6 protein-coding genes are annotated in these 8517 nt (G+C 67.2%); 4 read left to right on the top strand and 2 right to left on the bottom strand.

Annotated features, from left to right (window positions below):
- Window positions 1-123: 123 nt before the first annotated feature.
- The gene (locus AC1Q7F_RS24235) at window positions 124-1017 is read left to right on the top strand and encodes an acyl-CoA thioesterase (protein WP_492511110.1); all 894 of its coding nucleotides are present in this window, start codon (window positions 124-126) and stop codon (window positions 1015-1017) included.
- Between the two features lie 20 nt (window positions 1018-1037).
- Complete coding sequence (locus AC1Q7F_RS24240; protein ID WP_492511111.1) at window positions 1038-1469, top strand: acyl-CoA thioesterase; 432 nt, start codon at window positions 1038-1040, stop codon at window positions 1467-1469.
- On the opposite strand, the gene AC1Q7F_RS24245 is transcribed toward AC1Q7F_RS24240, so the two are convergent.
- Together AC1Q7F_RS24245 and AC1Q7F_RS24250 are read right to left on the bottom strand one after the other, a co-directional pair.
- Window positions 1462-2346 carry a heme-dependent oxidative N-demethylase family protein gene (locus AC1Q7F_RS24245; protein ID WP_492511112.1) on the bottom strand — a complete coding sequence of 295 codons (885 nt, stop codon included), beginning with the start codon at window positions 2344-2346 and terminating at the stop codon, window positions 1462-1464. The two genes, AC1Q7F_RS24240 and AC1Q7F_RS24245, sit on opposite strands and share 8 nt — an antisense overlap.
- Before the next feature lie 83 nt (window positions 2347-2429).
- Window positions 2430-4499 carry a PhoX family protein gene (locus tag AC1Q7F_RS24250; RefSeq protein WP_492511113.1) on the bottom strand — a complete coding sequence of 690 codons (2070 nt, stop codon included), beginning with the start codon at window positions 4497-4499 and terminating at the stop codon, window positions 2430-2432.
- 386 nt (window positions 4500-4885) lie between these two features.
- On the opposite strand from AC1Q7F_RS24250, the gene AC1Q7F_RS24255 reads away from it, so the two are divergent.
- Both AC1Q7F_RS24255 and AC1Q7F_RS24260 read left to right on the top strand, forming a co-directional pair.
- Window positions 4886-6589 carry a ShlB/FhaC/HecB family hemolysin secretion/activation protein gene (locus tag AC1Q7F_RS24255; protein ID WP_492511114.1) on the top strand — a complete coding sequence of 568 codons (1704 nt, stop codon included), beginning with the start codon at window positions 4886-4888 and terminating at the stop codon, window positions 6587-6589.
- A 33-nt stretch (window positions 6590-6622) separates the two neighbouring features.
- Window positions 6623-8517: two-partner secretion domain-containing protein (locus AC1Q7F_RS24260; RefSeq protein ID WP_492511115.1), on the top strand; the 1895-nt coding region annotated here is incomplete at its 3' end.

The following is an 8517-nucleotide window of genomic DNA, read 5'->3' on the forward strand; positions in this document are numbered from 1 at the left end:
GCAACGCTCGGGGCTGGGAAGCAGCCATCCTTCTACAAGCAATTCACCCATGCTGCCACCATGCTTGCCAGCGGCCCTCGCACTCCAAATAGTGATACACATGTTTGAACATGGGGATTCCGCATGGAAGCGGTGAGCACGGGCCCCGGCCCGGAAGAGACGGTGGAAAAGCTGGTCCGCCTGCTGACGGTGACGGAGCTGGGCCCCGACCTGTACCAGGGCTCCCGCCAGATCGGCGGCAAGGGCCGGGTGTTCGGCGGGCAGGTGGTGGCCCAGGCGCTGGCCGCCGCCATCCGTACCGTGGATGGGGGCCGCATCGCCCATTCGCTGCATGCCTATTTCATGCGCGGGGGGGATGAGGATCATCCCATCGACCTGCGCGTCCATCGTGATTTCGACGGGCGCAGTTTCGCCACCCGCCGGGTGGAGGCCATTCAGGGCGGCGTGCCGATCCTGACCCTGTCCGCCTCCTTCCAGCGGCCCGAACAGGGGCTGGAACATGCCGACTATCGCATGCCCGCCGTGGCCCTGCCGGAGGATCTGCCGCCCGAAGCGGAGATCGTGAAGGGCTTCATCGACAAGCTGCCGCCGATGGCCCAGCATTTCCTGCGCCGCCGCCGGGCCGTGGAACTGCGCTATGTGAACCGCGTCGATCCCACCGACGGGCAGCCGCACGATGCCGTGCAGCATGTCTGGTTCCGCGTCGTGGCCCCGCTGCCTGACGACGCCGACCTGCACCGCGTGGCCCTGGCCTATGTTACCGACATGGTGCTGCTGGGCTCGTCGCTGCTGCCGCACGGCATCAACTGGATGACCGGCACCGCCAAGGGCGCCAGCCTGGACCATGCCGTCTGGCTGCACGAGCCGGATTTCCGCGTCGATGACTGGCTGCTCTACAGCACACACAGCCCCTGGTCGGGCGGCGGGCGCGGCCTTAACCATGGCCGCATCTATGACCGCACGGGCCGCCTGATCGCCAGCACGGCACAGGAAGGCGTCATCCGTAAGACGTTGTGACCCTGAAGGAGCCCTGACAGATGTCCCGCCCCACCGCCCCCGGCCGTGACCAGTACCGCCATTTCCGCCGGCTGGACACGCGCTGGATGGATAATGACGTCTATGGCCATGTCAACAACGTCACCTACTATTCCTATTTCGACACGGGCGTGAACGCCTATCTGATCGAAAAGGGTGTGCTGGACATCCATGCCGGCACCACCATCGGGTTGGTGGTGGAGACGGGCTGCCGCTATTTCGCGTCCGTTTCCTTCCCCGACATGCTGGAGGTGGCGATCCGCGTGGCGCATCTGGGCAACAGCTCGGTACGCTACGAAGTGGCGATCTTCAGGCAGGGCGACGATACTGCCGCCGCCGCCGGCCATTTCACCCATGTCTATGTCGATCGCGACACCCGCCGCCCGGACGCCTTGCCGGCCGACCTGCGGGCAGCGCTGGCGGCGCTTATCTGACGGGGTCCAGATAACCCAGCGCCGGACCGGCCGTGCGCGACAACCCCTTATAGGAAGCCATATCCGCGGGCACCGACCGCAGCACCGACGCGAACTGCCGGCGCTGGCCCAAGTCCAGCACCGACAAGGGCCGCTGGTGCGTGCGGATGGTGAACAGCACGGCCCCGCTCTGCGGCAGCTTGCTCAGCGTCTGCCGCTCCACCCGCAGATACAGCCTGTCCCCGGCATTGTCGGCATCGATGCCTTCATTGGCCGGGGTATGGGCCTGGGTTCCCGGCTGGAACAAGGTGGGGTCGTCGGCCAGGGTCCAGTTGGCGCGCCAGACGGTGCGGCCGGGGGTGAGCGTGTCGAAGAACCGGTCTACCGGCGTGGCCAGCGTCGCGTCATAGCCCGGCACCCGCCGGTGAATGCCGGGCAGGGGCTTGCCCAGCATATGCGGCAGAAACCAGTGCGACGGGAAACACACCACCCCACCGGTCAACCGCCATCCGCCCGGCGTTCTTGTCAGCAGGCAGAGATCGTCGGGCAGCAGGTGGCCCAGCAGATGCAGCGGATGGTCGAAATCGCCTTGGTTCAGCACCGTCCCCACCACCTTGCTGTCGATCCCGCCTTCCACAGCGCTGAACCAGTGCGCAAACCGCCCCGTCAGATGGGCGGTCAGCAGGTCCAGCAATTCCGCTGCCGCCGCCCGCGCCTCCGGCATCAGGGCCAGCAAGTCCCATTTCCGTGTGGCCAGCAGTCGGGCGCGCTCGGCCAGTTGCGGGGGCCAGCCAGTGTCGGGCGCCAACCACTGCGCCGGGTCTTGCGCGCGCAGCCCCATGCCCAGGCGATAGGTGTCGCCATCGAAGGGCCAGGGAAAGGGTTCGGGTGGCAGCATGGGCATGCGGTCGGCAGGAAATGGAAAAGGGCCTTCCATCTTGGCGATGGAAGGCCCAATCCAACATTCAATTGCGCTTGGTATCAAGACCCGATGCGGCCGCCATCGGTACGGCGGATCCACACCACCGACGGGCGCGGATACTCGCCGTCCGGCCACTTGGACTGCGCATTGTCGAACAGGCCGCTGACATCCTCGCCCGGATGCTGGACGGCGATGAAGAAGGAGGTGTTGTCCGGCGACATCAGCGGGCCGCAGCATTCGGCACCGGCCGGCACCGACAGGAAGCGCTTCACCGGCACCGGCTGGCCGGGCGTGCCCGACAGCGGCATGGCATAGATCCCGTCATTGAACGGATAGTTCGACGGGGTGCCGTCCGTGGCAATCCACATATTGCCGCTATTGTCGAAGGTGACATTGTCGGGGGAGCCGAAACGGTCACCGGTGAAGGTGGAGATGCCGTTCAGCGCGACATTGTCGGCCGCCGTGGCCGCCGCCGCCGGGTCGCCGGCCAGCAGGAAGATGCGCCAGGTGAAGGTCTTGGCGGCATGGTCGTTGCCGGCCTCGGTCACTTCCACGATATGGCCCGTGCGGTTGGGGCCGCGCGGGTTGGCGGCGTCGGCCTTGGCCGGGACGGCGCGGCCGGCACCGGCGCGGGCACCACTGGTCACATTGGCCGTGCTGGTGGCGGCCTGGCGCGAGGTGTTGTTGGTCAGGATGATGAACATCTTGCCGTTGCCGTAGAAATCGGCATCGACGGTGGCTTCCAGGTCTTCCGGACGGTCCATCGGCGTGGCGCCGACGGCGTCGCCGGCGCGGCGGCTGTTGATCAGCACGTCGGCCTGGGTCTGGAAGCGGCGGGTGCCATCCGGATAGGTGGACGCGGCCAGCATCGGGCCCGTGACCGGATCGTTCAGATCCAGCGGCAGCCACACGCCGGTACCATCGGCGTTGAAGCGCGCGGCATAGAGCGTGCCGTTTTCCAGCAGGTCCATGTTGGCGGCGCGGTTGGTGGTGTTGTAGGTGCCGGCCGACACGAACTTGTACACATATTCGAACACCGTGTCGCAGCCGGAGTAGGCCGTGACCTTGTTGGTGCCGCGCGTCAGGGCGATGGTCGCACCCTCATGCTTGAAACGGCCCATGGCGGTGCGCTTCTTGGGCATGGCGGTCGGGTCATAGGGATCGACCTCGACCATCCAGCCGAAGCGGTAGGGCTCGTTCACGCCTTCCGGCTTGGCGCAATCGAAACGGGGAACGTAATTTTCCCACTTGCGGCCCGACGCACCGGACGTGACGGTATAGTCGGTATGGTCCAGCGCCACCTTGGCATCGGTGATGCGCGACCGGTTGGCGAAATACTGGTCGAAATTCTCTTCCGCCGCCAGATAGGTGCCCCAGGGGGTGAAGCCGCCGGCGCAATTGTTGAAGGTGCCCAGCACCAGCGTGCCCGTGGGATCGGCCGGGGTCTTCAGCTTGGCATGACCGGCGGCAGGTCCGGTGACGCGCATCGGCGTCGTGCCGGTGATGCGGCGATTATAGGGCGAGGTGACGTCATAGCTCCAGCGGCCGTTCAGGATGCGGGCGTTCAGCACGGAAATGCCATGCGCCTCGATCTCGACCAGGGCCTCGTTCTCGCTGCCGGTATAGCCGGGGAACATGTTCGGCCCCGACGTATATTCATGGTTCACGCACATCAGATAGGACGGGTAGGGCAGGCGGCCGATCTTGGCCGGGGCGCCGAAACGTTCCGGGAACACCGCGACCATGTCGCAGTTGAAGCCGAAGCGCTTGGCCTGGTCGGCCGGCGTCTGCTTGGTCGGGTCGAACGGCGCCATGCCGGGGAACAGCGGGTCGCCCCAGCGGATCAGGGTGTTGGCCTCGTACCCGGCCGGCACCGTCACCTTGTCGGCCTTGGTCTCGGCAACCGACGTGAAGCTCAGCGGCAGGGTCGCCGCCTGCGCTTCGTTTCCGGTCAGGAAAATGCCGGGAGCGGACAGGGCCGCCGTGGCGGCGGCCGTGGTGGCCGTGCCGCGCAGGAAATGGCGACGGCCGACACTGGCTTCCAGCACCTTGTCAAAGGTCTTGTCCGCGCCGATGCCACGTTCTTCAAGATTATCGCGGTCGATTTCGGGGACGTCGATCTGGCTCACGGACTTGCTCCCTGGATATGAGGCGCCAAAAAACTGGAGGCGGGGGTCGCCTTTGTCGGCCCATCGTCTACACCGGCGAACAAGACGGTAATTTTGGGGATGCATGAATATTATGCGTCACTTTTATTATTGAAAGCGCAGCCTGTACGAACGGCATAAAGCATAGAAATGCAATTGATTATCAATATCTAGTTTTATCTGATCGCTATACATCCCGGAACTCTCATTAATCCGTAACAAAATCCGGTTAGAAGCCAGGGACGTTTCAGGCGTCCGGTTTCCGTCCAGGGGCCGGCGACAGGTTTTCATCCCGATCTCAGATGGCGGCGATGGTGTCCATTCCGGCACCGCTTCGCGCCGCAAACAGGGGAAGGTTGGCGGCGACCATGAGTATTCATTCGATTTCGCGGGGCTCCCGCCGGTTGGGTATGGTATTGGCCTCGGGTACGGCCCTGCTGCTGCTGACCGGTCCCACCCTGGCGCAGCAGGCGCTGCCGCCGGTGGCCGAACCGCGCCGCCCCGACCTTGCCGCCCCGACCCGACCCGCCGCCCCCGCAACGGGTGGGATCGACATCGCCCCCGCTCCGGGTGCCGCCCCCGTGGCCGGTGCCGCCACCACCCCGCTGACCCTGTCGCGGGTCGTGGTGGAAGGCGCCGGTGCGATGCCGGCCACCGCGTTTGACGACCTGACCGCCGCCATTACCAACAAGCCGGTGACCCTGGCCGACCTTTACGCCACGGCCGATGCCATCACCGCCCGCTACCGCGATGCCGGCTGGGTTCTGGCCCGCGCAGTGATCCCGGCCCAGCGCATCACCGATGGCGTCGCCACCATCCGCGTGGTCGAAGGCTTCATCGCCAAGACGGTTGTGGAGGGCGATACCGGCCCCCATGCCGCGCGCATCCAATCCTATCTGGATCATCTGACGGCCACCAAGGGTGCTGTGAACATTGGTGACCTGGAACGCTGGCTGCTGCTGGTCAATGATCTGCCGGGTGTGACCGCCCGCGCCGTGCTGTCGCCCGCCGCCGGGCAGACGGGCGGGTCGGTCCTGACCCTGAAGCTGGAACAGCAGACGGTCCAGGCCTATGCCGCGATCGACAATCGCGGTTCGGTCTATACCGGCCCCTGGCGCCTGTCGGCCGGTGCCGCCTTCAATACCGCCGCCGATGGCGGACGCTTCACCATCTCCGGCCTGACCGCCCTGGAGGATACCGACGAACAGCAGGGACTGACCCTGTCCTGGGATCAGCAGGTCGGCGGCGAAGGCACCATCCTGGGCGTGCGCGGGTCCATTCAGCGGGGCGAGCCGGGCGACAGCCTGGCGGCTCTGGAGGTCACCACCCGCTATAGCGGCGTGACCTTGCGTGCCGCCCACCCGTTCGTGCGCACCCGGTCGAAAAGCCTGGTGATCGACGCCGAATTCAACGCCTATGAGACGCGCACCGCCTTTTTCGGCCAACGTTTCGCCCAGGATGTGGTGCGCACCCTGTCGCTGGGCGCCGACTTCACCCTGCTGGACCGGGCCGGCGGTGCCAACCGCTTCGCCGCCCGTGTCGTGCAGGGGCTGGACCTGCTGGGCGCCACCCGAGATGGCGCCGCCGACAAGTCGCGCGCCGCCGGATCGTCGGAATTCACCCGCATGAATGTCGAGGCGGAGCGGGTGCAGGCCCTGGGCAACGGCCTGTCGGCCCGCCTGGCCCTGACCGCCCAGATCGCCGACCGCGCGCTGCTGGCGCAGGAGGAATTCAAGCTGGGCGGGGCCGCCTTCGGCCGCGCCTTCGACGATGGCGAATTGTCGGGCGACCAGGGCATCGCCGGTCTGGTGGAACTGCGCTACGCCCTGCCGGTGGGCGAGGCGGTGGGCGTGCAGATCTACGGTTTCTATGACCATGGCAAGGTCTGGAACGACGACCCGGTGACGCAGATGGACGGGGTCCAGATGGCCTCGGTCGGTGCCGGCCTGCGCGCCAACCTGGACGACATGATGTCGGCCGACTTGGCCGTGGCCAAGCCGCTGCGCCGCGACGTGGCGACCAAGGGCGACCGCGACGCCCGCTTCTTCGTCGCCGTCACCACCCGCTTCTGATCCGCGCGCCCGATGCATAAGGGGAATGAACCCATGGTCCGTGACATGCACTCCCGCCGCCGCCTGCTGGCCGGCACCGCCCTGACCGGCGTGGTAGCCCTGGCCCTGGCGGGTGTCGCCGCCGCCAATCCCGTGAACCCGACCGTCGTGCATGGCACCGTCGGTTTCGACAGCAGCGGATCGGTGCTGGACGTGTTGCAGGGCAGCGACAAGGCCATCATCGACTGGCGCGGTTTCGACATCGCCGCCGGCGAAACCACGCGCTTCGTGCAGCCCGGCGCCGGTTCCATCGCGCTGAACCGCGTCACGGGCGGCCAGTCCAGCATGATCGACGGTTCGCTCTCCGCCAATGGCCGCATCTTCCTGATCAATCCCAACGGCATCCTGTTCGGCGCCGGGTCGGTGGTGGATGTGGGATCGCTGGTGGCCACCACCGCCGACATCGCCAACGACCGGTTCATCGCCGGCGACTACCGCTTCGACGCGGCCTCAGCCGTCGCGGGTGCCACGATCACCAATAACGGCACCATCACCGCCGGCACCGGCCTGGCGGCTCTGGTGGCCCCGCAGGTGCGCAATGCCGGTACCATCCGGGCCGAACTGGGTCGCGTCACCCTGGGTGCCGCCCAGCGCTTCACCCTGGATCTGGCTGGCGACGGGCTGATCAGCTTCGATGCCGGTTCCGCCGTCAATGGCGCGAAGCTGGAGCAGGCCGGGCTGGTGCAGGGCGCGTCGGTGCTGCTGTCGGCATCCACGGCCGCGCGCGTTGTCGACAATGTCATCGACATGACCGGCATCGTCCAGGCGCACAGCGTCCGCCAGGAAGGCGGCGACATCGTGCTGGATGGCGGGCAGGGGGGCGTTTCGGTCTCTGGCACGCTGGATGCCGGCACTGGCAGCGTCCGCGCCAATACCGGCCTGTCGCTGTCCGGCAATCTGCTGGGCGGCAGCGTCACGCTCGCCGGCCCCCTGACGGTCGGTGATCTGGCGACCATCGTCACCGCCGGCGGCGCCAATGACAGTGTCAGCATCACCGGCGCCATCGACGGCACCGGCTTCCTGACCATCGATGCCGGGACCGGCAGCGTCAACCTGGGCACGGTCGGCGCCGCCCAGGCTTTGGCCGGTCTGGCCGCCAAGGGCGGCACGGTGGCGCTGAACGGCGTGCGCACCAGCGGCCGCCAGGATATTGCCGGTGCCGTCACCCTGTCCGGCGATCTGGTCAGCACCACCGGCGGCGCCATCCGCCTGGGCGGCCCCGTCACCCTGGCCAGCGACAGCACCATCGTCACCGCCGGCTTTGCGGGCGATGATGTGCAGGTCACCGGTGCCATCAACGGTGTCCATGCCCTGGTCGCCGATGCCGGCGCCGGCAAAGTCACGCTGGGCGGTCCAGTGGGCGCCACCCAGGCGCTGACGCTGCTGTCGGCTGGCGGGTCCACCGTCACCCTGGGCGCCGTCACCACCACCGGCCTTCAGGATTATGCCGGTACGGTCACGCTTTCCGGCGATCTGGTCAGCACCACGGGCGGTTCCATCCGTCTGGGCGGCCCCGTCACCCTGGCCGGCAACAGCGCCCTTGTGACCGCCGGATTCGCGGGTGACGACATACGGGTCACCGGCGCCGTCAATGGTCCCTATGCGCTGGTGGCCGATGCCGGCGCCGGCAAAGTCACGCTGGGCGGTCCGGTGGGTGCCACCCAGGCGCTGACGCTGCTGTCGGCCGGCGGGTCCAGTGTCACCCTGGGCTCGGTCACCACCACCGGCCTTCAGGATTATGCCGGAGCCGTCACCCTGTCCGGCGATCTGGTCAGCACCACGGGCGGTTCCATCCGTCTGGGTGGCCCGGTTACCCTGGCCGGCAACAGCGCCCTTGTGACCGCCGGATTCGCGGGTGACGACATACGGGTCACCGGCGCCGTCAATGG

It is taken from the genome of Niveispirillum sp. GW835-FHT14G11 (assembly GCF_058793615.1).